Below are 25,223 nucleotides of genomic sequence, written 5' to 3'. Positions count from 1 at the left end.
TGCTGGAGCGTCATCAGCCCAGCAGTACAAGTTCAGTTAGTGCGTTGTCGGTCGCGGACGCGGGCACAAGCGCAAACGCGCGCTTACCGATCAGTGCTGCTAGATGCGCGGTGCGCACCGACGGGTCGGCAAACCACCGGCCGTCGGCGGATTGGGTAACCGGAAGGATCCGAACAGCATCGGAACTCACCGCCGACGCATTCGCGACGGCTCCCAGCAGCGGTGGCAGCGGTGACCGCCCGGTCAGTGCACTCACGACAGTGGGCAGCATCGTCAACAGGGTTGTCACCGCGGCATAGGGATTACCGGGGAGGCCGAGCACTACCTTCCCGTTGGGGAGGACGGCGGTCACCTGGGAACCACCGGGACGCGAGGCAACTCTGCCCACCACGATCCGAGCACCCAGGCGATCCAGAGCGGAGCGCATTTCGTCGGCAGCGCCGCCGCCGGTCGCGCCGACGAGCACAATGAGATCGGCATTGTCTTCTGCCGTCAGGATTGTTTCGAAACCGTCTGCCGTGTCACGTAAATGAGTGTCGGAGAGGCACTGCACCCCACACCGAGACAGTAGTTCCGGCATTATTCCGCCGATGGAATCGCGGGTCTGGCCTTCGCGGAGCGGACCAGTTCTTCGGATTTCGTCCCCGGTGGTGACGACACAGGCCCGCACCGGGCCACGAACTAATGCTTCGGACACTTCGCCGCTGGTGGCGGACGAGACGAGAACCGGGGTCACCGGGGTGCCGGTCGGTGCGATGGTGAATCCGACGCTCCAATCCTCGCCACGGGTACGAGCGTCGTTGCGCAGTGGCACATTAGGCAGGCGCTTCAGTAGGGGTGGATTGTCCTCGGAGGCAACATGTTCGTCGCGAATGACCGTGCTGGCGCCGACGGGAAGGTGTGCCCCCGTCGCGATGCGGATTGCTTCGCCGTCGGCGAGTTCGGGGGAGCCCTCCGCGCCGGCAATGTGAACTTCTTGGAGGATCCGCCAGGGGCCCTCACCGGCGACGGCGTATCCGTCCATCGCCGAGACTGCAGAACGCGGCAAATCGCTCTGGGCGACAAGCGGTTCGGCGAGAGTTGCGCCGAGGCTGGCGGCCAGTACTGCTCGGTGGGGGACTAGTGGGGTCAAGGAGTCCAGGATTGCGGTGCGGGCCTCGGCGATGGTCAAACGAGGCAACCTGCGTGCGCGCTCGAGATCTTCGGGAGTATCACAATCTGCGGTACCGGCTACCGATAGTGTCGAAAAGCTATCGGCAACAAGTCTTTTCATAGGTTGATTGTCCAGCCCGGCGGCGTTGCGGAGAGTGGAGATTCGCTGACGCAATTCGGAAAACATCCAGGCGGACAACAAGAATTGTGTCCGATTTCTCTCGTCCACTGCGCAGGTGACCGGGACCGAAGTCGACGGTGCGGCAATCAGGGCATCGATGGTGTCGCGACCGAGGTGCGGCAGATCGGCTGCCAGAACAAGAACAACAGCGTCTTCGGGTATATCCGCGGCAGTGATGCCCGCCCAGATTGCCGCGACCGGTCCGCTGCCGATCGGCGACTCCTGAGTTTGCACGATTGACGTGTCGAGGTCAGCGCGATTCGGTCCGACCACCACTCGGGTGTCGAGATGCGCTGTGGCAGCGAGAGCTATGTCGAGCAGTCTGCGACCGTGAATCACCAGTCCGGGTTTGTCGACACCGCCCATCCTGCTCGCCCGGCCGCCGGCCAGAACGATCGCACATGTTGGAGGCATGTACCTATGCTGCCTCATCGGAAGTTGTGCCGCGCCCGTGACATGTCGATCCGGCCGTCCTTGATCGGTACCCCTTCGAGTTCCAGCTTCGCGATCTGTCGGTGCGCCAGGTGCGCGGCGGGTTTACCCGATGCTCCCAGCACTCGATGCCACGGGAGGTCGGACGAGTCGGTCCGCATGATCCACCCGACCGTCCGCGGGCTGGAAAGGCCGACGGCGTCGGCAATGTCGCCGTACGTGGCGACGCGTCCGGCTGGTATCGAGGCGATGAGTCTGCGAACTTCCTCGATCTGTTCGTCGGTAGTGGCAGCCATGACGGAAGTCCTCAGAGCAACTTGCGGATCAACGCGGCAACTTCGTCGGCGCGCACGTGCGGGACCATGTGATCGCAGTCGAATGCGACGTCGGTCAGATTGGGTCCGAGATGGGCGGTCATGGCGCTGCGGAACTCGGCGGTGACATAGGGCGGTTGCACCTTCATGGCCTGGACGATGACTGTCGGCATCGAACTCGGCGGCAGCAGCAACGGCCGGGCGAGTTCTCCCCAGGCAGTGACGACGGCCGGTGTCGACAGCCGCCAGTTGACGCGTCCGTTGTCGAGGTGGACGAGATGCTCGATGAACTCCTCGTCCAAGACCGCGGTGGGAACCTCGCCCCACGAACCGTGGACCTTCTCCGATCGAGCCTCGGCGGCGTCGGTGTAATCGGGTGAGCCGATGGTGAGTTCGGCGATGCGACCCATGAATTCGGGGTCGAGGCCGATCGCCGGATCGAGCAGTACGAGTCCGCGGACCCGCTTGGGCGCCGTCGCTGCCAGATGCAACGCAAGGGCACTGCCGAACGAGTGTGCAACTACCAGCACCGGGCCCGTTGCGTGTTCGTCGAGTGTATCGACGAGGTCGGCCACGTGAGCTTCGATGTTCCACGGCGGCGCCCAGGTGGAACGGCCGTGACCGCGCAGATCCGGCGCGATCCAGCGAGCATCGGGAAGTTGATTCTCGGCCATCGACTGCCAGCGTCGGCCATGGCCGGTGAGACCGTGCAACGCGAAGATCTCCGGCGCACCGGACGGGCCGTAGAGATAGGTATGGAGAGCAGTCACACGATCAATCTTGCCCGACGCCGACGATGCATGACTTGTCGGTGCCTTCTGATGGAATGCCTGAGTGAGTGAGACGTCGGTGCGCAGCAAATCCACCATCCCGCGGGCGCGGTTGGTGCATCGAGCGGCGCCGACGCTACCGCCGCGCACCTGGGACAAAGGCACGGCACGTCTGTTTGTCGAACCTTCCGACGACCCGTTCATGCAGGCTTTCGGTGGCACTTCATGGAATCCGTGGCAGGTCCAGGGTGGACCGGGCACCGGCAAGTCTTCACTTCTCGTCGATCTGGCCGTCGCGAAGATCTCCGGCGGTGAGGATCCCGAGTCGGTGCTGGTCCTCACCCAGTCGCGTCGGGCGGCGACGGCAGTGCGGGAGCAGATCACCGCAGGGTTGTTCGGGTTCGAGCAGGAACGGGGTCCGCAGGCCACCCGCGAACCGCTCGTGCGCACTGTCCACTCCTATGCCTTTGCGGTGCTACGACTGCAGGCCGCGGCTCACGGCAACGCTCCGCCGCGCCTGATCACGGGAGCCGAACAGGATTCGGTGCTGCGCGAGATGCTGCGCGGCGATATCGAGGACGGAGCGCAGTACTGGCCCGAGCGGTTGCGTCCGGCGCTCGGCATGAACGGATTTGCGGTCGAACTGCGCGATTTGATGCTGCGCGCCAACGAACGTGGACTCGGTCCGGAAGATCTGATCAAACTGGGTAAGAAGCGGCACCGGCCGGAGTGGGTGGCGGCGGGTCAATTTGCCGAGGCCTACGAGCAGGGTGTCCTGCTTCGCGGTTCCGTGGGCGTCGAAGCGCCGGAAGCGACGGCACCGGCGTTGGATGCGGCCGAGCTGATCGGTGCGGCGCTCACGGCCTTTGCCACCGATCCGGAGCTGTTGCGGTCCGAGCGTGCCCGTATCCGTCACCTACTGGTCGACGACGCTCAGCATCTGGATCCGCAAGCAGCGCAACTGGTTCGGCTGATCGGAACGGGTACCGGCACTACGGTGATCGCCGGCGACCCCGACCAATCGGTGTTCGGATTCCGAGGAGCAGATTCGCGCTTCCTACTCGATCTGGCTGATCGGGGAGGCGAACGCGCGGTCATTCTGCCGACGACGTACCGCAACAACGCCGACGTCGCGTCGATCGTCGCAAAAATCGCAGCCCGGCTACCCGGCAACCTGGCCCACAGAATTGCAGTGCCGGCCGATCTGTCCGACGAGAACTCGGCGCACGCTTCCGTCCGGGTTCTGGGAACGACGGCAAAGGAAGCTGCGGTAGTCGCGGACACTCTTCGGCGCGCGCATCTCCTCGACGGGATCCCGTGGTCCGACATGGCCGTCATCGTGCGTTCGGTACCACGCACTTTGGCGCCGCTTCGACGCGCGCTGCTCGCGGCCGGTGTGCCTGTCACAACAGCAGCCACCGAACTGCCGCTGGCCCGTCAGCATGGCGTATCCGGACTCCTCTTGTTGCTGCGGGCACTGGGCCGAGACGGCTTCACCGGAGACGACGCCTTGGCGCTCATGTCCGGACCCATCGGTGGGGCCGAGCCCGTCACCCTGCGACGTTTGCGTCGAGGACTGCGCCGCGTCGAACTGGCAGCCGGAAACGATCGCGATTCTGCCGAACTGTTGCGGCTCATCCTTATCGACGAGGACCGCGCGCAGTCCAAGCGGTTGACGGCAAAGCTCACCGATGTCGAATCGGCTGCACTCAAACGAGTGATGTCCGTGCTCCGCAAAGCCCGTGTGCCCCTCGAACGCAATCTCGGCGTCGAGGAAATCCTGTGGGCGGCGTGGCAGGCCACCGGGCTCGAACGCCGGTGGGCAGCAGCGTCGGCGCGCGGTGGCCCGATCGGATCGCAAGCTGATCGTGACCTCGACGCCGTCGTTGCACTCTTCGATGCAGCGGCCAATTACGTGGATCGACTACCGCGTTCGCAACTGGCGGGGTTTGTCGACTATCTCACCAGCCAGGAGATTCCGACGGATTCACGAAGCCGTTCCGTAATAGCTCCCGACGCCGTCACCGTGGTCAGCGCCCATGCGGCGGCGGGACGTGAATGGGCTGTGGTCGCGGTAGCGGGTGTTCAGGAAGGTCTGTGGCCGAGCCTGCGGGCACGCGGGTCGCTCTTGCGGACTGAGGCGTTGATCGACCTGATAAACGGAGTCTCCGACGGCAGCGACTCGGCCGAAGAACGGTTGTCGAGAACCGCGCCGCTGCTGGCTGAAGAGCGTCGACTGTTTCTGGTGGCCTGCAGCCGCGCTCGTCGTCGGTTGCTGGTCACGGCTGTCGAATCCGCTTCGGGGGATACCGATCTGGTGCCGTCGCGCTTTGTCGACGAATTGCTGCGCGGTGATCAGTTCGATGACAGTCTCGGTGAGGTTGCCGTGGTGGCGCCCGAACCCGGCGATACCCGGGTGTTGTCCTTGCCGGCGCTGGTGGCGCAACTGCGCAGTGTGGTGTGCGACCTGGACCTCGCTGAGGGCGATCCCGAGAAGCACGCCCGCGCTGCGCGTCAATTGGCACGCCTCGCCGCGGCCGGAGTGCGCGGTGCGCACCCCGATCAGTGGTACGGAACTGCTCCGCCCAGCACGGTGGCACCGTTGTGGCAGCCCGAAGACGGACCCGTCGCGTTGTCGCCGTCGACCATCGAACTTCTCGAAACATGCCCTCTCCGCTGGGTATTCGAGCGTCACGGCGGCTCCGACGGAGACAACACGCATGCCATCGCGGGCACTCTGGTGCATACCCTGGTTCAGGCCCTCGCCGGTCGCATTCCGCCCGATCAGGTGGAGAAGGCTCTCGAAAATGCCTGGGAATCCATCGATCTCGGTTCGCAGTGGTACTCGCGCCGCGAATTGAACAGAACGCGCGAAATGTTGGCCACGTTCACGAACTGGATGAACGCCACGCGTGGTGAGCTCACCGAAGTCGGCGTCGAGGTAGCGGTCGAAGGAATTCTCGAACCTCGTGAAGAAGGTCAACCGGCCGTCAAACTTCGTGGCCGGATCGATCGCCTCGAGCGGGACACCGAGGGCCGTCCGGTGATTGTCGACGTCAAGACCGCACGAAATCCCGTCACCAACGAGGCCGCGCAGTCGCACGCGCAGTTGGCGGCGTATCAGGTGGCAGCGGCGGAAGGCGCGATCGACGGCGAACCCGCCGCTCAACCGGGCGGTGCTCGGCTGGTGTTCGTCGCCAAGTCCAACAAGAAGGACGGTGCGTCGCAGCGTGTCCAGCCCCCGCTCACTGCTGAAGCTGTCGAGATGTGGCGTGACGTCATCCACAACGCCGCCGCCGCAACGCAAGGACCGCAATATCTGGCCCGAGTCAACGACGGATGCCGACACTGCCCGGTCCGTTCCAGTTGCCCGGCGCACGACGAAGGACGACAGGTGAGTTCCTAAATGGCAGCGCAGAAGCCGCGTCGACCCAAGATCAATCCCGTCGACCTTGCGGTCGCCCTGGGGCAGCACCCACCCACCCCGGAGCAATCCGCGGTCATTGCCGCGCCGCTCGGCCCCACGCTGGTTGTTGCCGGTGCCGGTGCCGGCAAGACCGAAACGATGGCGGCTCGCGTTGTCTGGCTGGTCGCCAACGGTTTTGTCGATCCCGAAGCAGTCCTGGGTTTGACGTTCACCCGAAAAGCGGCGCAGCAGCTCACCACCCGTATCCGCAAGCGGTTGGCTCGACTCGCCGGGTCGGATGTTCTGCGGGCCCTCGACCCGGCCGGCGGAGTGCGCGCGCGAATCTTGGCCGGTGAACCGGAGGTCAGCACCTATCACGCTTATGCCGGCCGGTTGTTGTCCGAACATGGGCTTCTGCTTCCCATCGAACCTTCGGCGACGCTCCTCTCCGAAACCGAATTGTGGCAGGTTGCGCATCGCGTCGTCAGTGGCTGGGACGGCGATCTCGATACCGACAAGAATCCGGGATCGATCACGGAGACCGTTCTGGCCCTGGCCGGTCAGCTTGCCGAACATCTGGTGAATCCGGACCAACTGCGCGGAGCGCACGCAGAACTCGACAAGCTGATCCACACTTTGCCGGCCGGTCCGAAACAGCGCGGTGGCCCCAGCCAAGAGTTACTCGGATATCTGGAAGTGCAGCACAAGCGCATCGAACTCCTGCCGCTCGTCGCGCGGTTGTCCGAGACACTCCGGTGGGAGGGAGCGCTCGATTTCGGCAGCCAGATGTCGTTGTCGGCGCGTGTCGCGTCCGAGCACCGCGAAGTCGGAGAAGCTGAGCGAGGACGCTTTCGGGTGGTGCTGCTCGATGAGTATCAGGACACCGGACATGCTCAGCGCGTGCTGCTGTCGTCCCTGTTCGGCGGTGGAACCGACGCCGGTCTGGCCTTGACAGCCGTGGGCGATCCGATGCAGTCCATTTACGGTTGGCGCGGTGCGTCCGCGGCCAATCTGCCGCGCTTCGCCACGGATTTCCCACTCGCCAACGGAAAACCGGCGCCGACGCTTGAATTGTTGACGAGTTGGCGCAACCCACCCGAGGCACTTGACCTTGCAAATCGCTCGTCGGCGTCGTTGCGTCAACGTGGGGTTGCCGTGAGCACACTGCGCGCGAGGCCGGGGGCGGTCGCCGGCGATGTTCGACTCGCATTGCTCGACGACGTGGAGCAGGAACGATTGTGGGTGGCGCAGAAAATTGCGCAGCAGTACGAGGCCGCGCGCGCAGATAACAGGCCGCCGCCGACGGCTGCGGTTTTGATTCGCCGAAACGCCGACGCGGCGCCGTTGGCCGAGGCGTTGCGCGCCGCCGGGTTGCCGGTGGAGGTTGTCGGACTCGGCGGACTCCTGCACACTCCCGAAGTTGCCGATGTGATCGCCATGCTTCGGGTAGTCGCAGATCCATTGGCCGGCAGTGCCGCGGTCCGGTTGCTCACCGGAGCTCGCTGGCAGATCGGTGCCAAAGATGTAGCGGCACTGTCGAAGCGGTCTCGGGAACTTGCGATCTCGGCCGGTTACGGTACCGCAGGTGCCGTCACGGATTCGGCTGCACTGGCTGAGGCAGTGCAGGATTCGCTTCCCGGTGAGCAGGCTGAGCAGGCCGGCCTGGTGGATGCGATCTCCGATCCGGGTGCTGCAGAAAACTATTCGGCGCTCGGGTACGCGCGGATCAATGCCGTGGCCGGCGAGTTGGCGTCGTTGCGTGAGCGCATCGGGCAGCCGCTCACCGAGTTGGTGGCAGAAGTCGAGCGGGTACTGGGCATCGGAATCGAAGCGGGCGCTCGAACCAGGCTGGGGGTGCTGGGTACCGCGGGCCGCGAGCACCTCGACGCATTTGCCGACGTAGTCGCCAACTATGCCACCCGGACGACGGCCAACCTCACCGGAATGCTGTCTTTCTTTGCCGCCGCCGAACAGATCGAAAAAGGGCTCACACCAGGCGAAGTGGAGGTCGCGCCGGATCGTGTGCAGATTCTGACGGTGCACTCGGCCAAAGGCCTGGAATGGGAAGTGGTTGCTGTCCCGCACGTCAGCGACGGAGTATTCCCGTCGTCCACGGCTTCGGGATCTTGGCTCGGGGCGCTCGCCGAACTGCCGCCGTCATTGCGCGGTGACCGCGCCGTCGACGCCGATTCGGCTGACGGCGTGCCGGTGCTCGATCTCGAGAATGTGTACAACCGGAAGGACCTCCAGAATGCGATCGGTGCGCATAAGCAGGCACTCGGGGATCGCAGACTCGACGAGGATCGCCGACTGTTCTATGTCGCATTGACCAGAACTGAACGAGCACTGTTTATTTCGGCCCACCACTGGGCCGAGTCAGGATCCGACCCCAAGGGGCCGTCGGAATTTTTGGCGGAACTGCACCAGATGGTTACCGAGAACCCGGACATCGGTGTTGTGGAGACGTGGGCCGAAGATCCCGAGCCCGACACCGAGAACCCGTTGGCTTCGACCCCGAGAACAGCGCAGTGGCCACCGGATCCACTCGGTTCCCGGCGCGGCGCGGTCGAGGCCGGTGCGGCGGCAGTGTTGGCGGCACTCGAGGCACCAGCGGAGCCTGAGGCCGACCCCGACGGTGAGCCCGAGTACGACCCCGAGAACTGGGCGGCCGACGTCGAGGTCCTCCTCGCAGAGCGTGAGGCGCGAGCGAATGCGCGCGCCGAAGTCATTCTCCCCGCGCAGCTTTCGGTAACCCAGTTGGTCGATCTCAAAGCTGACCCCGATGAGCTTGCGGCGCGGTTGCGTCGACCGTTGCCGTATCCGCCCAACCCGCTGGCGCGGCGCGGTACAGCGTTTCACGCCTGGATCGAAAGACGTTTCGGTGCGACCAGACTGCTCGACCTGGACGAGTTGCCCGGTGCCGCCGACACCGGTGCCGGACCGGAGACGGATCTGATCAAGCTGCAAGACGCGTTCCTGCGGTCTCCGTGGGCGAATCGCAGTCCGGTCGAGGTGGAAGTTCCTTTCGAAACATCGATAGCCGGAACAGTTTTGCGCGGCCGAATCGATGCGGTGTTCGCAGACGCAGACGGCGGCTGGACAGTCATCGACTGGAAGACGGGCGCAGAACCCTCGGCCGCGAATGAAGATGCGGTGGTTATGCAGCTGGCCGCATATCGGGTGGCGTGGGGAGAACTGATGTCGGCACGCACCCGGGCCGCCGGACGGAAGGAAGCCTTCCCGCTGCACAAGGTGCGCGCAGCGTTCCACTACGTGCGTTCCGGACGCACCATTGCGCCCGAGAACCTGCCGGACGGCGAAGCGCTCGCACACCTCATCCGTACAGCAGGTGCCCGCGATGAAACCGGGGGAGATGACTAGCCGGCGTTGCGGCGTGCTTTCAGCGCCTCGGTCACCAGCGGGACCTGAAGCGGCAGGCGCGCAATCGAGCCAAGTTTCTGCAGTGTCGAGGTCTTGTTACTCCGGTTCCAGTCGACGGCCATCTGAACATTGGCGGGAAATACGGCTACAAAAAGTGCGGCCGCCAGGCCGGCTCCCAGTTTGCGGGTCTTCGGAATTGCCAGGGCCGCACCGATTGCGAGTTCCGCGACGCCCGATACCTGGGTGTACGTGCGAGCCTGTCCGGGCAGTTGCCGGGGAACGGTGCTGTCGAAGAACGAGGGGGAAACAAAATGCATTGTTCCTGCACCGAGGAGAAGTGCGGAGAGTCGAAGTGCAGCAGCTTGGCTGACTGAGGAGGTCGAACTCGGGGATGACATTTCTCCACCCTGCCTCACGGCAGCTTTCGGTGCCACTACTGTAAACCCGACGTTCGTATCGGTATTGAGTGAGCACTAGTGAGAGAGACGAAGAATGGCCGGTAAAATCCGGGCGCGTTTGACCAGATCGGAAGCATTGACCGATCAGCCTGATTTCGCCCTTGTCGGGGTGCTGCGGATTCCGCAGCTACAGACCAGCCCCTTCCGAGCCATCTACAAACGAGTGCTGATCGCGCTCGGCGCACTCGCTGCAGCTGTTGTGATCGTGTACATCGATCGCGCCGGTTATCGAGACGCGCAGGACAACGAACTGTCGCTCCTCGATTGCATCTACTACGCAACGGTCTCCCTCTCTACGACAGGGTATGGCGACATCACGCCGTTCACCCCGTCGGCGCGACTGGTCAACGTCCTGTTGATCACGCCGCTTCGTATCTTCTTCTTGATCGTGTTGGTCGGCACCACACTTTCAGCTCTGACCGAGAGTTCGCGTCAGGCGTTCAAAATTCAGCGTTGGAGGCATCAAGTGCGTAATCACACTGTCGTCGTCGGTTACGGCACCAAGGGCCGTACCGCTATCGAAGCAATGCTCGGCGACGGTGTTCGTGCGTCGGATATCGTCGTAGTCGACACGGACCAGGCTGTATTGGATACCGCTCAGGCAAAGGGATTGGTGACCGTGCTCGGTTCGGCAACCAAGTCCGACGTCCTGCGTTTGGCGGGTGCCCAGAATGCGTCGTCGATCATCATTGCCACCAACCGTGACGATACTGCAGTGCTCGTGACCCTCACCGCTCGCGAAATAGCACCGAAAGCCAAGATTGCGGCCGCGATTCGTGAAGCCGACAACGCACATCTCTTGCGTCAGTCAGGCGCAGATTCGGTGGTGGTGTCGTCGGAGACGGCGGGACGACTTCTCGGAATCGCTACGACCACACCTACCGTCGTCGAGATGATCGAGGATCTGCTCACCCCGGAGGCCGGCTTCGCCATTGCCGAGCGAGCTGTCGAACGTGACGAGGTCGGCGGATCACCGCGCCACCTTTCGGACATCGTGCTCGGAGTCGTGCGCGACGGGCGATTGGTCCGCGTGGGTACGCCCGAGGTCGACGCTATCGAAGCGGAAGATCGACTGCTCTACATCCGACGTGTCGCAAACTGATCAGAAGCGCGCAGTAATGTCGTGGGCGTGAACGACTTCCAGCTGACCGAAACGCCGTTGCTGTCCCGTTCGAGCGTCGGCCGCGCCGAAGAATTGCGGTCCGACGAAGCTGCCCTGACAGTCGGGTGGCGCGACGCGCTGCTCCTGCGGGTCACTCCGCGCGGACAGGTCAAGGCGTCGGACGGGCAGTTGGTGTTCGGCGAAGCCACCGAACTCGGCGCGGAACCGGTTCGCGGCGCAGTATTCCTCGGCATTCGGGACCACCGTCACGTCTGGGCGGTACGGGTGTCGTTGCTTGCCGGCGCATTGTCGGATCTGCGTGTGTTGGGCGGAACTCTCGACGACGCCGACGCAGGTTTGCTGACCGGCGCGATCGCCATTCTGAACTGGCACGACAGTGCCGGATTCAGTGCGATCGACGGGGCTCCGAGCGAGCCGACGATGTCGGGGTGGTCGCGCATTTCCACGACGACCGGACATGAAGAGTTTCCCCGCACCGACCCCGCGGTGATCTGTCTGGTCCATGACGGCGCGGACCGCGTGTTGCTGGCGCGGCAGCCGACGTGGCCGCCGCGAAGGTTTTCGATCTTGGCCGGCTTCGTCGAAGCGGGGGAGTCGCTCGAGACGTGTGTGGTCCGTGAGATCAAGGAAGAAGTGGGCGTCGACGTTCACAGCGTGCGCTACCTGGGCAGTCAGCCGTGGCCGTTCCCGCGCTCGGTGATGTTGGGGTTCACGGCAATCGGCGACCCCGCCGCTCCGCTGGTGTTCGCGGACGGCGAGATCGCCGAAGGAAACTGGTTCACCAAAGACGAGGTGCGCGCGGCTCTCGAGTTGGGCGATTGGGCGTCCGACGCTGATGCGCCGTTGCTCCTGCCCGGCTCAATCTCGATTGCGCGAGGCATGCTCGAGAGCTGGGTCAAATAACCATTACAAACCCAGTGCAGCCTTCACCTGATTGAGCGACGGGTTGGTTGCGACGCTTCCATCGGCGTACTTCACGGTCGGGACGATGTGATTGCCGTCGTTGACGCTGCCGACAAATTCGGCTGCAGCCGGATCGTTTTCGATGTCGATCTCGGTGTACTCGATGCCCGACGCGTTGAGCTGAGTCTTGAGGCGGCGGCAGTAGCCGCACCACGTGGTCGAGTAGACGGTCAGGGCCGGTGCATTTTCGGTAGTGGTCACGGCGCCTATAACACCATGACTGCGGATGTTGTTCCGCAATCGACGGTGTTCTCTTCCCCACATCGTGGTGGGCGGGCCGACGGACGTGTCGGTCCTTCCTGCCATGATGGTGCTCATGCCTGCGGACACCGGACTGGACCCTGAACAATCAGCCGCCGTGCTCGCTCCGCGCGGCCCGGTTTGTGTTCTTGCGGGCGCCGGAACAGGCAAGACCCGCACCATCACCCGGAGGATCGCACATCTGGTTGCCGACGGACATGTGTCGGCCGGGCAGGTGCTGGCCGTGACGTTCACGGCCCGTGCAGCCGGTGAGATGCGCGGTCGTCTGCGTGAACTCGGTGTCGGTGGCAGTGGCCCGCAAGTGCAGGCACGCACGTTCCACGCTGCGGCACTGCGGCAGCTCAAGTACTTCTGGCCACAGGTAGTCGGGGACTCGGAGTGGCGGCTCCTGGACCGAAAGTTCTCGGTTGTCAGCAGTGCCGCGGCTCGGGTGGGATTGCCGACCAGTTCCGAAAGTGTTCGCGACCTCGCGAGCGAGATCGAGTGGTCCAAGGCTTCGTTGATCGCGCCGGAGGACTATCCACGCGCCATCGCCAAGATTCGCCGTGAAGCTCCGGTTGATCCCGAGAAAGTCGCTCAGGTCTACCTGGCCTACGAGGAGCTGAAGGCGCGTGGCCAGGACGGCATGCTGCTCGACTTCGACGATCTGCTGCTGCACACGGCGGCGGCGCTCGAAGAGCATTCGTCGGTTGCCGACGAGTTTCGCGAGCGGTACCGATGCTTCGTGGTGGACGAGTACCAGGACGTCACCCCGTTGCAGCAGCGAGTTCTCGATGCGTGGCTCGGTGACCGCGACGATCTGACTGTGGTCGGTGACGCCAACCAGACCATCTACTCGTTCACCGGCGCCACCCCGAACTATCTTCTCGACTTCTCTCGTAAGTTTCCCGAGGCGACGGTGGTCCGGCTCGAGCGGGACTACCGATCGACTCCCGAAGTGGTCTCACTCGCCAACCGCGTCATCGGCGCTGCGAGTGGGCGTATCGCCGGTACCCGTTTGCAACTCATCGGTCAGCGGGCGCCGGGTCCGGAACCCGAGTTCGCGGAGTTCAACGACGAGCCGTCCGAGGCTCTCGGTATCGCGCGCGCGGTCAAACGTCTGATCGCGGCAGGTACGCCGGCAGCCGAGATCGCGATTCTGTACCGGATCAACGCGCAATCCGAAGTGCACGAGCAAGCACTGACCAAGTTGGGCATACCGTTTCAGGTGCGCGGCGGCGAGGGATTCTTCACTCGTACCGAGGTCCGCCAAGCGGTAACGGCGCTGCGGCAGGCCGGTAACCGTGACGATCTACCTGAAGGCGCAGACAGCGGCGCCGGTCTTCTCGCATTGGTCCGCGCTGTACTGGCGCCACTCGGTCTCACCAACGAGGAACCGTCGGGCACCCAGGCACGTGAACGCTGGGCGTCCCTGACGGCGCTGGTTGCACTCACCGAGGAACAGTTGGTCCACGAACCCGAACTCGCGTTGCCAGGTCTCTTGCAGGAGCTGACAGCGCGTGCCGAATCGCGGCACCCACCGACAGTGCAAGGTGTCACCCTGGCGTCACTGCACGCGGCCAAGGGCCTCGAATGGGACGCGGTGTTCCTGGTCGGTCTCAACGACGGAACCCTGCCGATCCAACATGTGCTCGGTGATTCCAATTCGGCCCCGGACGAGGTCGCTGTGGAAGAAGAGCGTCGACTCCTCTATGTCGGTGTGACTCGCGCTCGCGAGCATCTTCACTTGTCGTGGGCCTTGGCTCGAAACGAAGGTGGCCGCAAATCGCGTCGACGCTCCCGTTTCCTCAACGGCTTGATCCCCGAAGACTCACCGGCTTCGCGGGTTGCTGCTCCGGCAGCGTCGAACAAGAAGCGTCCGCGTTGCCGGATCTGCGGAAAACCGCTGATCGGAACCTCGTCGACAATGCTGGGCCGATGCGAGAAGTGCCCATCTGATATCGACGTCGAACTACTCGAGAACTTGCGAGCCTGGCGCCTGGACAAGTCCCGGGAACTGAAGGTGCCGGCGTATGTCGTGTTCAGCGACAACACGCTGACCGCGATTGCCGAACAGCGACCGCAGGACAACCGCGGGTTGGTCGCGATTCCGGGTATCGGGCCGAAGAAACTCGAGAATTTCGGTGAAGACGTCCTGGCCGTCATCAAGGGCAAGCAGTAGCTGTACCTGAATAACCGCAGGTCAAAAATAGGTTGTGCAGATTCACGGAGTTCTCTAGTCTGGATTCCAGCGTTACGGGGAAACTCGTGCGCAGAAATTATCCGGACCGAATAGAAATGGAGGTGGCAAAAATGACGAACTTGATTTCCTACGAAGCGTGCGCTCACGCAAAGTTCGCTGTTGCCGCCCCCGTGCGGCCCGAAGCAGCGGCCAAGGCGCAACATGCGTCGCGCCTGCGCTTCCTAGCAGCTGCACCGTCCGTGGTCCGAACCCATCGAGGTTTTTCTCGGTAAGGACCCACCCGTTCACTTACGGCCACGGACCCGCACTTATGCGGACCGTGGCCTTTTTGTTGGATCGCCCATTTCGGGGTTTCCGGCTCGGCTCAGGTTCGCGTCCATCGAACCCATTTTTTTGCGACATACGTTTTCGCATCCGAGCACCAGGAGACCGAGTTGTCTACGCAGACAAACCCAGGGACATCCGACAATTCCGTAACTTTTATCGAGGTCGCTTCCACCCGCCGCGACCTGCCCTGCCGGGCGTCCAACCCCGACCTCTGGTTCGCCGAGTCCCCGACAGAACTCGAGCAAGCCAAGGCACTCTGCGCGCAGTGCCCCATCCGATCTCGTTGTCTACGCGCAGCTATCGACCGCGCTGAACCTTGGGGCGTCTGGGGTGGTGAAATTCTCGAGCAAGGGTCCGTCATCGCACGCAAGAGGCCGAGGGGGCGACCACGTAAGCATTTGGTGTGTGCGTGAATTGGCGCCTATTCGGCCGCCGGTTCTTCGATAACAGGATCGGCGAATCCTGGCAGCCACCGGGTCAGGATTTCCATGTACGGGGCATATGCGTCCAATTGGGCGCAGATGCCCACCGAGCCGAGAAGAACCCGGAAGATCATCAGATATTCGGGCGGCAGGTTGAGTGCTCGGGCCGTTCGGAACTGCGGGCTGCTGAGATCAGTGGCAGTTCCGGCAGCTCGCTGCAGCCATGATCGCGTGAAGTGGAACGACTCCGTCTGAATGGGATCGGTGAACGGACGCAGGTAGTTGGCAATCTCCTGGTCGGTGACCGTGCGTCCGGGAATGACAAAACCGTTGGCGCGCAACAGTTCTGTGAGTTCGTCGAATCTTTCCTCGACGGCCAGACGGACCATGGTTCCCAAAATTGTGGGCAGGCCGTGTGGGAACGGCGCAGCAGCGCCGAAGTCGATGACGCCCAAGCGGCCGTCGTCGAGGAGCATGAAGTTTCCGGGATGCGGATCGCAGTGAAGTAGTCCGACCCGTGCCGGTGACGCGAAGTGGAATTCGGCGAGGAGCGCGCCGGCAGCATTGCGCTGCTCGGGTGTTCCTCTCTCGATGATCCTGGTCAAAGGTGTGGCTGTCATCCATTCGGTGACAACAACTTTCGGCGCACTCGCCACGACGCGCGGAACGACGAATTGAGGATCCCCGTCGAACTCCTTCGCGAAGGCCCGTTGGTTGTCGGCCTCGATCCGGTAGTCGAGTTCTTCTTCCGTTCGCGCCGTGAACTCTTCGATAACCGGTCGCACGTCGACGCCCGGCATCACCGAGCCGAACAGGCCGGCAAATCTGCCGAGGGTTTTGAGATCGGCTCGCAAAGCTTCATCTGCGCCGGGGTACTGCACTTTGACGGCTACGTCGCGGCCGTCCGACCACACGGCGCGGTGGACCTGTCCGATACTGGCCGATGCGGTCGGGGTGTCGTCGAACGACTGGAATCGCTCACGCCACTTCGTTCCCAGCTGCTGGTCCAACATTTTGTGAACCTGTTTGACGGGGAGCGGCGGAGCGGCGGCCTGGAGCTTGTTCAATGATTCGCGGTACGGCTCGGCGAATTCCTCCGGAATTGCCGCCTCCATGACGCTGAGGGCCTGCCCGAGCTTCATGGCGCCGCCCTTGAGTTCCCCGAGAACGGCGAACAACTGCTCGGCGGCTCTTGCGCTCAACTGCGCGTCGATCGCGCCCTTGTCGCCGCCGGCGAGCTTGCGCCCGAAGCCCATGGCAGCACGCCCTGCCATGCCGATCGGAATGCTTGCGAGTTTGGCAGTTCGGGCGGAGCTCTTGCGTGGGATCTCAGACACCACACCATCATGTCTGACGGACGCGTCCGGCGCCCGTCACCGGGGCGAGGTAGAAGCAACTGCACGACGTTTGTCGAGGCCAGTGGCGCATTGTGATTCGATACGGGACCAGATCGATTTCGAGGGTCGTGAACAAACTTGCGGGTGGTGTTGCTTCGCTCGCCCTCATTGCCGACGATATCTCGGACAACGCGAGTGCTGTTGTCGCGTGGATCATCGCAGGATCGGCGTACCCGGCGCTTCCTAGCAACTGGGACGCAAGGTGCAACCAATCCGGATCATGATCGGCTCGGGTGATGTCCGCGCACCGAAGACAACTCGAGTGGCCGGGCAGAACCAGCGGTCCGACGACACCGGATCCGTCACGAACGTGCACGGCGAGGTGGGGGATTCCGGCACGAACGAGGTCGGCGACCAGGCGTGGATCGGTGACGACGTCGTCGGTCAGGACAACCAAGGCGTTCTGCCAATCGGCTACGAGGTGACTGCCGCGGTAGCCGTGCGAACGTTGCACCGGCGAGTTTCCGTGGCGTAGCGCCTGCCTGATCGTGTCGGACAGGGGACCTTGCCCGTGGATCCGGATCGATCCGGCGCGAACGGTTTCCTGACGACTTGGTCGCAGAAACCCGGCGGTGGTGAGTTCGGACACAAGCGCGGTCATGACGTCGGAGCTGATTCCTCGCTGTGTTGCCGTCCACATCATCGTGGCGACACTCGTGTGCCCGTCCATCATGCGGAGCAACGACTGCATATCCCGGGCATCGACTCCGGGCGGCGGGGTCAGGACCACGGCGCGTTCGGGTTGCCAGCCCAACTGCAACCGGCCGTCGGGCCGCAAGAGCACAACGATCCGTGGGTCCCATTCGGGTCCCACGGATCGTGTGGTGTTCGGGGTGATGATGGTGTTCGAGGTGAAACGGCGATCACGTGTGCTCATCAACCGATGGTGGCACTCGGTCACACCGGCCAAGCGTCGAGAAAGCTAGTTATCCACAGACTGTCGCCGGGTCTGACCTGGCAATAGCCGTTGGATGAAAACCTTTTCGATTTCTACTTGTCGTTGCTGCCGGAGTCGTTCGTACCGGAGTCTTCGTCGCGAGTTTTGTCCATCGCTTCTTCGGCGGCGCGTTCCTTGGCGAGCAATGCCTCGAGTTGAGCCATCGGATCGTCGAAGTTCCCGGACTCGCCGACGCCGGTGACACGCTCGACAAACGAGTTCGGGGCATCGAGATCGCTGGAATCAGGCAGCAAATCGGGGTGTGACCAGATGCCGTCGCGGGTTTCCATTCCGGCTTCTGCTGTCAACCGCTGCCACAGTGCTGCGGCTTCACGAACCTTGCGGGGGCGCAGTTCCAGGCCGACCAGCGTTGCGAAGGTCTGCTCGGCCGGTCCGCCGGTAGCGCGTCGACGACGCAGCGTTTCACTCATCGCGGCAACACCGGGAAGACGTTCACCGAGTCCTGCGGTCACCACTGTTTCGACCCAGCCTTCAACCAGGGCGAGAAGGGTTTCGAGGCGCTCGAGTGCGGCCTTCTGCTCCGGAGTCGTCTGCGGTTCGAAGGTGCCCTGCTGCAACAGTGCTTCGAGCTTGGACGGATCTGCGAGGGCAGACGGGTCCAAGTCCTTGGCAAAATCTTCCATCGCCGAGAAGTCCATTGTGATTCCGCGGGCGTATTCCTCGACGGTGGCGAGGACACGCTGACGCAACCACGGCACGTGGCTGTACAGGCGCTGATGCGCGGCTTCGCGGGCGGCGAGGAAAACCAGGATCTCCTGGTTGGGCTGTTCGAGTCCCTCGCTGAACGCCTGCACTGCTGCCGGCAGGAGAGCAGCGGTGCCGACGGGGCCGAGGGGGAGTCCGATGTCGGTGGAGGAGAGAACTTCCTTGGACAGCTGCCCGAGGGCCTGGCCGAGCTGTGAACCGAACGCGAGTCCACCCATCTGACCGAGCATTCCCAGCATCGGACCGGCCATTTGCGCAGCTTCGGGCGGTAGGCCCTGAGTCCACATGCCCGATACCTTCTCGGCGACCGGATCGCATAGGCGCTTCCAGGTGTCGATGGTGTTGTCGAGCCAGTCGTTGGGAGTCCAGGCGAGTGTCTTGGTTGCGCCGGCCGGGAGCGTAGTCACGGCGTCCAGCCACATTTCGGCAAGATGGGCAGCGTCGGTGATGGCCTTGACGTTGCCTTCGGTGATGGGCGTCACCGAACCGATCTGCTGGCGAGCCAGCTTCTTCGCGACGTCGTAGTTGACGGGTCCGGATCCGCCGGATCCCATCGAAGAACCCATGCCGCTGAGCATCTGGCCGAACTGGGTCAGCATCTGCCCGAGCTGCGCGGGATCGAAGCCGCCTTCGGGGCCGCCGGCGCCGAACCCGAATGGCATGTCACCGCCCCCGAACGGATTGCCACCGGCCGCATTCTTGTCACGGTCGGGGTCGTCGTCGGAGTTGGAGAAGCCGAAGGGCGTGTTGCTCATACCTCAACGGTACAAGGGTTCTGTGGCTCGAGTAATGCACGCAGTCACGCTGATGGCGAACAGAGACGGCAATAGCTCTACCCTGGACCAGGTGAACCGACGGATCGTGACCCTATTGGCCGCACTTGCCCCCATTCTCGTACTGGGAATCGTCGGATCCGTTGTCACGGTTCCTTTCGTCGCTCTCGGGCCGGGGCCCACGTTCAATACGTTGGGCACAGTCGAGGTCGACGCCGACGGACAGACGGTAACCAAGCCGGTCGTCGACATCGAGGGCACGGAAGTCGATCCCACCACCGGCAACCTCAACATGACGACGGTGTCGGTTCGCGACAAGCTCACACTGTTTCAGGCGTTCGGGCTGTGGGCGAGTGGAAATCACGGGTTGGTCCCGCGTGCCGAGGTGTATCCGCCGACCAAGTCCAAAGAGGAAATTCAGCAGGAAAATACTGCCGATTTCCAACAGTCGGAGAACAGTGCCGAACTGGCAGCCCTTCACTACCTCGGTAAGCCGGTCGCACTGAAGATCGCTTCGGTCTCACCCGACGGTCCGGCTGCGGGCGCGCTCCGCGAAGGTGACACGCTGCGCAAGATCGGTGACACCCCGGTCACCACGGTCGGTGGCGTGCAAGAGAGCGTGGGGGCGATCAAACCGGGCACCGAGGTTCCGGTCACCGTACTTCGAGACGGCGTCGAAACTGTTGTGCCGATCACGGTCGGGGCCAGGCCTAATCATCCGGAAACCGGTTATCTGGGGATCACACCGGACGAGGTGCCGGACGTCCCGTTCGACGTGACGTTCAATCTCGCCGACATCGGTGGGCCGTCGGCCGGTCTGATGTTCACCCTTGCCTTGATCGACAAGTTGAGCCCCGGAGAACTCAACGGCGGCGAGTTCATTGCGGGTACCGGAACCATCAATTCGGACGGCGCGGTTGGGCCGATCGGCGGAATTCGCTACAAATTGATTGCTGCGTCCGAAGCGGGTGCGAAGACCTTCCTCGTCCCCGCCAAGAATTGTGACGAAGCGAAACAGGATGCGCCGGACGGGCTTCGACTGGTGAAGGTCGACAACCTGTCCGGCGCAGTGGATGCCTTGGACAGCCTCGATGCGGGCGGCGAAGCGCCCAGCTGTTAGGTCCCGGTTCAGTCCTCTTCGACCTCGTCCAACGTCGCGTACAAAGCGTGGACGAGATGAGGTGCCAGACCGTCGTACGTCAGAAGCTGGGGATCGCCGTACGGATCAGCGTCCTCGTCGGGACGCATCTGCAGCAGTGACAGCGACGGGCCGTCGCGCAGGACTCCGACGAACAGACGTGCCTGGCGACGATCGGGGTGGGCGTCGGCGGTGAGCCGGGCTACCTCGTCGGCGGCATGTTCGTCGGTGAGGACGGGTTCTACGGCGTGATCGAGATCGGATTCCGCGGTAGGCGGCAGAACCACGATCTCTTGGACGAGGATGCAACCTTCGACGGAGTCGGGCCAGTTGGTGGTGGCCAGGAATTCGTCGAGCGCACGGGATCCGCCGATGATGTCCTCGGGCAGGGCTTCCTGCTCGATGGGGGTGTATTCGGCACCGTCGGCGAGCTGGTCGAGCAACCCGGGTTCGGCTGCAGCAAGCAACTCGGTCGGTACGAGCGCATACAGCCTCGGCGGCTGATCCCAGCCCTCGGCGTCGATGTGGTCGACAACTTCATGAACGCACCGGGCCAAAGCCTTGGGTGATCTGATCGGATTTTCTTCACTCACCCGTTCATCCTTGCACCTCGGGCAGGAAGTCCGACTCGCCGTGTTGTCACCTCGTGACTGTTGTTACGTAGAGTGGTTCGAAACTGCCAAGCCCACTCGGGCCTGGCTGCACTGATCGATGCACTCGGTTGCGACGCTGTGGCGTCGCCGAATCTTGGAGCGTGGCACGTGGGCATGCGGCCCCCCGCAGGTTTACCCTCTCTGTCCAGACGCAGTCGAATCCTGTTGGTGGTGGCCGTAATTGTGGCGGCGCTGCTACTGGTGGGCCCGCGACTGATCAGCATGTACACCGATTGGTTGTGGTTCGGCGAGGTCGGTTTCCGAGGTGTCTTCACCAAGGTTCTGCTGACGCGTGTACTTCTCTTCCTCGTGGTGGGTGCCATAGTCGGTGCAATCGTGTGGCTGGCGATGTTGCTCGCGTACCGAGCTCGTCCGGTTTTTGTACCGGTCTCGGGACCGAATGATCCCATCGCTCGCTACCGGACCACTGTCATGTCGCGACTGCGACTGTTCGGTGTGGTCATTCCGATCGCGATCGGAATGCTGTCCGGATTGATTGCTCAGGCGAACTGGGTCACGATCCAGTTGTTCTTCAACGGCGGAAAATTCGGAGTCACCGACCCGCAGTTCAATCTCGACGTCAGCTTCTACACCTTCGATCTGCCGTTCTACCGCTTCGTTCTGAACTGGTTGTTCGTCGCGATTCTTCTGGCATTCCTGGCGAATCTACTCACGCACTACGTCTTCGGTGGTATCAAGCTGTCCGGTCGCGCCGGAACGTTCACTACGGCCGCTCGCGTTCAATTGGCACTGCTTGCAGGAACTTTCGTACTCCTCAAGGCTGTCGCCTACTGGCTTGATCGTTACTCGTTGCTCTCGAGTGATCGTAAGGAACCCACGTTCACGGGTCCCGGCTATACCGACATCATGGCTGTGCTTCCCGCAAAGCTGATTCTGATGTCCATCGCGGTTATCTGCGCGTTGGCGTTCTTTGCCGCGATCTTCACGCGGGACCTGCGGATTCCGGCATTGGCCGTGGCGCTGCTCGTCCTGTCGTCGGTGCTCGTCGGTGCGGTCTGGCCGATGATCGTCGAGCAGTTCTCGGTCAAGCCGAACGCTGCCGACAAGGAAAGTGCGTACATCGAGCGGAACATCGCGGCAACCAGACAGGCGTACGGGATCACCGACGACAAGGTGAATTACCAACCGTATTCGGGTGATGCCACCGCAATTCCGCGTGATGTGCCGGCCGACGTCACCACGATCGCAAATGCGCGTTTGCTGGATCCCAATATTCTCTCGCCCACGTTCACGCAGCAGCAGCAGCGTCAGAACTTCTACGGGTTCCCGCCTTCGCTGGACGTCGATCGTTACGACATCGGCGGTGAGAAGCAGGACTACATTGTCGCGGCGCGTGAACTCTCGCCGAACAACCTGCAGGGCAACCAGACGGACTGGATCAACAAGCACACCGTCTACACCCACGGTGACGGCCTTGTTGCAGCGCCGGCAAACAGGATCACGGCTCCGGTTCTGGATCCGACCAAGGAAGCCGCGAACAACAATGCCGGCTACCCGATCTACACCGTTAGCGACATCGCGTCGTTGGCTGCGGGAACGCAGGTCATCAAGGTCGACCAGCCTCGCGTCTACTACGGCGAGGTCATCGCCCAAGGTGCTGCGGACTACGCAATCGTCGGCGGGGGTGGTTCCGAACCGCGCGAGTACGACACCGAGCAGACCAAGTACACCTACTCGGGCTCCGGTGGTGTTCCGATCGGCAATTGGATCAACCGTCTCGCCTTCGCGGCCAAGTACACCGAACGCAACATCTTGTTCTCCGGTGCCGTCGGATCCGATTCCAAGATCATCTACAACCGTGACCCGCGCGATCGCGTCGGCCAGGTTGCACCGTGGTTGACGACGGATGGCGACGCGTACCCGGCCGCTGTCGACGGCAAGATCGTCTGGATCGTCGACGCCTATACAACTCTCGAGAATTACCCCTACGCACAGCGCAGTTCTCTCGAGGGCTTGGTAGCCGACAGTGTTGACGCCACCACGGGCCGACTTCTCCCAAAGAAGGAAGTCTCGTACATCCGTAACTCGGTGAAGGCGACTGTCGACGCGTACGACGGCACAGTGACGCTGTATCAGGTCGACGACAACGATCCGGTTCTCGATGCGTGGAAGGGCGTGTTCCCGAACACAGTCAAGCCGGAGAGCGATATCTCCGAGGATCTGCGTGCGCACTTCCGTTACCCGGAGGATCTGTTCAAGGTTCAGCGCGAGATGCTGGCGAAGTACCACGTCGACAACCCGACCGAGTTCTTCACCAACAACGCTTTCTGGTCGGTACCCAACGAGCCGACCGTTGAAGGCTCGAACCAGAATGAACCGCCGTTCTACGTGATGGTCGGCGATCAGGAGACCGGTGAGCCGGTGTTCCGACTCATCAGCCCGATGGTGGGCTTCCGTCGCGAGTTCCTGTCCGCCCACATCTCGGTGGACTCGGATCCGAAGAACTACGGCAAGATCACCGTCTTGCAGTTGCCGACGGACAAACAGACGCAGGGTCCGTCGCAGTCCCAGAACTCGATGATTTCGGATCCGCGAGTGGGTTCGGAGAAATCGATCCTCGAGAGAACCAACACCATCCGGTACGGCAACCAGTTGGCGTTGCCGATCGCGAAGGGCGGCATTCTCTACGTCGAGCCGATGTACACCGAGCGCAGTAATGCCAGCACGTCGTTCCCGCAGCTGTCCCGTGTTCTGGCCAGCTACCAGGAACCAGGTGTGTCCGGACGAGTTCGAGTCGGTTACGCGTCGACCCTCGCCGAGGCTCTGAATCAGATCTTCGACAACGGTGGCGCTGCGGGCGCGGCAACGGCTCCGGGCGGAACAGCCGAAACGGCGCCGGGACCGGATACGTCTACCGAGGCCAATCCGACGCCGGGTGCTCCGGCACCCGCACCGGGTACTGATACCGCGGCAGTGGTGGCGGAACTCGATGCGGCGCTGGCGAATCTGCGTGCAACACAGCAGAGCGGCGATTTTGCTGCCTACGGTGCGGCGTTGGATCGACTGCAGAAGGCAGTGGACGCGTACCAGCGTCTGCCGAAGTAGTTCTCGGCCCAGTCAAAACGTGAATGCCCGCTATCCGAATTCGGATAGCGGGCATTCACGTTTGTTGAGATTATTGCTGAAGAACCGATCAGCGAAGTGCAGCGAGCACCTGCGGGTTAGCATCGGCCAACTGCTGGAACTGAGCGCTGAAGCCGTACTGGTCGGCCAACTGGCGAGCGGAGTCGTAGGCCTGCTGGGCGGCGGGCTTGAACTCGGCCGGGATCTGGAATGCGGCGACGGGAGCCTCGACGGGAGCCGGTGCGGCTTCCGGTGCCGGCGCGGGGGCCTGCTCGGTGGCGACGGTCAGACGCTGGCCGCACGTGGGCCACGCGCCGGGGCCCTGCGACTGCAGGGTGTTCTCGGCGACGCGGATCTGCTCTTCCTTGGATGCGTGCGCGGGGGAGCCGGAGCCGCCGTTGGCGGTCCAGGTGCTCTGCGAGAACTGCAGGCCGCCGTAGTAGCCGTTGCCGGTGTTGATGCCCCAGTTGCCGCCGCTTTCGCATTCTGCGACGCCGTCCCAGTTGTGGGTGGCTGCGGAGGCGGTACCGGTGGAGATGGTGAGCGGTACGGCGACGAGTGCGCCGGCTACTGCCAATGTGCCGAGTGCACGCTTGCTGATGCTGGTGTACGTCATGCGGGGTAGATCCTCTCCGCGCTTGCTGACAACGGCGGGCCTGCGGGTCGAAGATGAAGCTTTCTTCCCGGGCGCTTCTCTCTCCGTGTCTCTGCCCCTCGAAGGTTTCGGGGGTTCCGATCCCGCGGGGCAGAGTGGAGCAGCGGCGGGTCGGCGTTCGCCCGGTTGATTCGGGCCGGGATCGACCGTACGGGAGTTAGGTTGAAGGTTCACTTCACGGTTTTCGGGGGTGACTGTTCGGTATCTCCGCGTGAAATTCGGACAATCGCCAGGTCAGATAATGGCGATGCATTTTCGAGGCATGTTCGTTACATGCCTGTTATGTGGGAATGCTCACGGGGAAACTGTGAAGCCGATCACCGGATTTTCGCGGTCGTCGTCCGAAATTCCCTCGGATGCAGGCGATTTGCATTCCGTTCACCGGCTCGTGTAACTTTATCAATGCATCGCGGGGTGGAGCAGCTCGGTAGCTCGCTGGGCTCATAACCCAGAGGTCGCAGGTTCAAATCCTGTCCCCGCTACTAAAA

The 25,223-nt window shown here is 63.0% G+C and carries 19 protein-coding genes and 1 tRNA gene; 10 read left to right on the top strand and 10 right to left on the bottom strand.

Annotated elements, in window-relative coordinates; all coding sequences use genetic code 11:
• Window positions 1-13 precede the first annotated feature (13 nt).
• The 3 genes from MTX36_RS08835 to MTX36_RS08825 are packed head-to-tail and all read right to left on the bottom strand — an operon-like array spanning window position 14 to window position 2,858.
• Window positions 14-1,747: an NTP transferase domain-containing protein gene (locus MTX36_RS08835; RefSeq protein WP_243619351.1), complete on the bottom strand. Its 1,734-nt coding sequence runs from the start codon at window positions 1,745-1,747 to the stop codon at window positions 14-16.
• 14 nt (window positions 1,748-1,761) lie between these two features.
• Complete coding sequence (locus tag MTX36_RS08830; RefSeq protein WP_243619350.1) at window positions 1,762-2,061, bottom strand: MGMT family protein; 300 nt, start codon at window positions 2,059-2,061, stop codon at window positions 1,762-1,764.
• 11 nt (window positions 2,062-2,072) lie between these two features.
• Window positions 2,073-2,858 carry an alpha/beta fold hydrolase gene (locus MTX36_RS08825; RefSeq protein WP_243619460.1) on the bottom strand — a complete coding sequence of 262 codons (786 nt, stop codon included), beginning with the start codon at window positions 2,856-2,858 and terminating at the stop codon, window positions 2,073-2,075.
• 55 nt (window positions 2,859-2,913) lie between these two features.
• Here MTX36_RS08825 and MTX36_RS08820 point away from each other — a divergent pair, with 55 nt between their 5' ends.
• Complete coding sequence (locus MTX36_RS08820) at window positions 2,914-6,255, top strand: ATP-dependent DNA helicase (protein WP_243619349.1); 3,342 nt, start codon at window positions 2,914-2,916, stop codon at window positions 6,253-6,255.
• Window positions 6,256-9,636 carry an ATP-dependent DNA helicase gene (locus MTX36_RS08815; protein ID WP_243619348.1) on the top strand — a complete coding sequence of 1,127 codons (3,381 nt, stop codon included), beginning with the start codon at window positions 6,256-6,258 and terminating at the stop codon, window positions 9,634-9,636. It begins immediately after the preceding gene.
• Here MTX36_RS08815 and MTX36_RS08810 read toward each other — a convergent pair.
• Window positions 9,633-10,034: a hypothetical protein gene (locus MTX36_RS08810; RefSeq protein ID WP_243619347.1), complete on the bottom strand. Its 402-nt coding sequence runs from the start codon at window positions 10,032-10,034 to the stop codon at window positions 9,633-9,635. The two genes, MTX36_RS08815 and MTX36_RS08810, sit on opposite strands and share 4 nt — an antisense overlap.
• Window positions 10,035-10,128: 94 nt before the next feature.
• Between MTX36_RS08810 and MTX36_RS08805 the strand changes: the two genes are divergently transcribed.
• Window positions 10,129-11,196 carry a TrkA family potassium uptake protein gene (locus MTX36_RS08805; protein WP_243619346.1) on the top strand — a complete coding sequence of 356 codons (1,068 nt, stop codon included), beginning with the start codon at window positions 10,129-10,131 and terminating at the stop codon, window positions 11,194-11,196.
• A gap of 27 nt (window positions 11,197-11,223) precedes the next feature.
• Window positions 11,224-12,120: an NAD(+) diphosphatase gene (nudC, locus tag MTX36_RS08800; protein WP_243619345.1), complete on the top strand. Its 897-nt coding sequence runs from the start codon at window positions 11,224-11,226 to the stop codon at window positions 12,118-12,120.
• A gap of 3 nt (window positions 12,121-12,123) precedes the next feature.
• Here the strand turns inward: nudC and MTX36_RS08795 are convergent, their stop codons facing one another.
• The gene (locus tag MTX36_RS08795) at window positions 12,124-12,381 is read right to left on the bottom strand and encodes a mycoredoxin (RefSeq protein ID WP_243619344.1); all 258 of its coding nucleotides are present in this window, start codon (window positions 12,379-12,381) and stop codon (window positions 12,124-12,126) included.
• Between the two features lie 103 nt (window positions 12,382-12,484).
• Here MTX36_RS08795 and MTX36_RS08790 point away from each other — a divergent pair, with 103 nt between their 5' ends.
• From MTX36_RS08790 to MTX36_RS08780, 3 genes are all read left to right on the top strand, one after another.
• The gene (locus tag MTX36_RS08790) at window positions 12,485-14,602 is read left to right on the top strand and encodes an ATP-dependent DNA helicase UvrD2 (RefSeq protein WP_243619459.1); all 2,118 of its coding nucleotides are present in this window, start codon (window positions 12,485-12,487) and stop codon (window positions 14,600-14,602) included.
• 131 nt (window positions 14,603-14,733) lie between these two features.
• A complete protein-coding gene (locus MTX36_RS08785; protein WP_243619343.1) occupies window positions 14,734-14,895 on the top strand; it encodes a hypothetical protein in 162 nt (53 codons plus the stop codon).
• 162 nt (window positions 14,896-15,057) lie between these two features.
• The gene (locus MTX36_RS08780; RefSeq protein ID WP_279394360.1) at window positions 15,058-15,363 is read left to right on the top strand and encodes a WhiB family transcriptional regulator; all 306 of its coding nucleotides are present in this window, start codon (window positions 15,058-15,060) and stop codon (window positions 15,361-15,363) included.
• Window positions 15,364-15,371: 8 nt separating this feature from the next.
• Here MTX36_RS08780 and MTX36_RS08775 read toward each other — a convergent pair whose 3' ends face one another.
• From MTX36_RS08775 to MTX36_RS08765, 3 genes are all read right to left on the bottom strand, one after another.
• Window positions 15,372-16,709 carry an AarF/ABC1/UbiB kinase family protein gene (locus tag MTX36_RS08775; RefSeq protein ID WP_243619342.1) on the bottom strand — a complete coding sequence of 446 codons (1,338 nt, stop codon included), beginning with the start codon at window positions 16,707-16,709 and terminating at the stop codon, window positions 15,372-15,374.
• Window positions 16,710-16,716: 7 nt separating this feature from the next.
• On the bottom strand, window positions 16,717-17,646 hold the full coding sequence (locus tag MTX36_RS08770) for a hypothetical protein (RefSeq protein ID WP_243619341.1): 930 nt from the start codon (window positions 17,644-17,646) through the stop codon (window positions 16,717-16,719).
• A 113-nt stretch (window positions 17,647-17,759) separates the two neighbouring features.
• Window positions 17,760-19,187, bottom strand: coding sequence for a zinc-dependent metalloprotease (locus MTX36_RS08765; protein ID WP_243619340.1), 1,428 nt, complete (start codon window positions 19,185-19,187; stop codon window positions 17,760-17,762).
• A gap of 91 nt (window positions 19,188-19,278) precedes the next feature.
• Between MTX36_RS08765 and MTX36_RS08760 the strand changes: the two genes are divergently transcribed.
• A complete protein-coding gene (locus MTX36_RS08760; protein ID WP_243619339.1) occupies window positions 19,279-20,325 on the top strand; it encodes a PDZ domain-containing protein in 1,047 nt (348 codons plus the stop codon).
• An 8-nt stretch (window positions 20,326-20,333) separates the two neighbouring features.
• Here the strand turns inward: MTX36_RS08760 and MTX36_RS08755 are convergent, their stop codons facing one another.
• Window positions 20,334-20,936, bottom strand: coding sequence for a PPA1309 family protein (locus MTX36_RS08755; RefSeq protein ID WP_243619338.1), 603 nt, complete (start codon window positions 20,934-20,936; stop codon window positions 20,334-20,336).
• 168 nt (window positions 20,937-21,104) lie between these two features.
• Between MTX36_RS08755 and MTX36_RS08750 the strand changes: the two genes are divergently transcribed.
• Window positions 21,105-24,062, top strand: a complete 2,958-nt coding sequence (locus tag MTX36_RS08750; RefSeq protein WP_243619337.1) for a UPF0182 family protein — start codon at window positions 21,105-21,107, stop codon at window positions 24,060-24,062.
• A gap of 88 nt (window positions 24,063-24,150) precedes the next feature.
• Here MTX36_RS08750 and MTX36_RS08745 read toward each other — a convergent pair whose 3' ends face one another.
• On the bottom strand, window positions 24,151-24,696 hold the full coding sequence (locus tag MTX36_RS08745; protein ID WP_243619336.1) for a transglycosylase family protein: 546 nt from the start codon (window positions 24,694-24,696) through the stop codon (window positions 24,151-24,153).
• A 447-nt stretch (window positions 24,697-25,143) separates the two neighbouring features.
• On the opposite strand from MTX36_RS08745, the gene MTX36_RS08740 reads away from it, so the two are divergent.
• A tRNA-Met gene (locus MTX36_RS08740) sits at window positions 25,144-25,217 on the top strand.
• Window positions 25,218-25,223 lie beyond the last annotated feature (6 nt).

It is taken from the genome of Rhodococcus sp. ARC_M6 (assembly GCF_022810305.1).
GTDB lineage: Bacteria > Actinomycetota > Actinomycetes > Mycobacteriales > Mycobacteriaceae > Rhodococcus_F.
The sequence above is the reverse complement of the archived record's forward strand: the minus strand, read 5'-3'. Positions and strand labels throughout refer to the sequence as shown.